The organism is Shewanella sp. 10N.261.52.F9, from assembly GCF_041471165.1.
GTDB classification, from domain to species: Bacteria; Pseudomonadota; Gammaproteobacteria; order Enterobacterales; family Shewanellaceae; genus Shewanella; species Shewanella marinintestina.
Window position 1 is genome coordinate 1,624 of the sequence record NZ_JBFRNX010000043.1, and the last position, 408, is coordinate 2,031.

A 408-nucleotide genomic window follows, 5' to 3' on the forward strand; every position below is an offset into this window, starting at 1 on the left:
TAAAATATCGACCGCAATAACATCCGTCGCACTCGCTTGGTTACCCGCTAGATCTTCAACCGATACCGTCGCGGTTACACTACCATCACCAAAGCCTGTTAAATCAACACCTGATAATTGCCATGCTCCAGCAACAACCACAGTAGTAAAGCTGCGCTCACTCCCTAAGCCGTCACTGAACGTCACCGTTATAGTTTGGCCATTTTCGATATTACTGACCGTGCCACGCACCATAACAGCTTGCTGTTCAGCGCTATTTATCACCTCATCATTATCAACAAACTCGATGGTGACCGAGGCTAAAGTATCCTTAACTACGGTATTGGTACTAGTGCCAATATTGCCTTCAAAATCAGAGGTTATCGCCCGCAGCGTTAACTCTCCCTCCGCCAATGAAGACAAATCTAA

General features: G+C 46.3%; 1 protein-coding gene. It reads right to left on the bottom strand.

Annotated elements, in window-relative coordinates; all coding sequences use genetic code 11:
* A partial coding sequence (locus AB4298_RS20935; RefSeq protein ID WP_371988299.1) for a hypothetical protein occupies window positions 1-408 on the bottom strand: 408 nt, incomplete at both ends.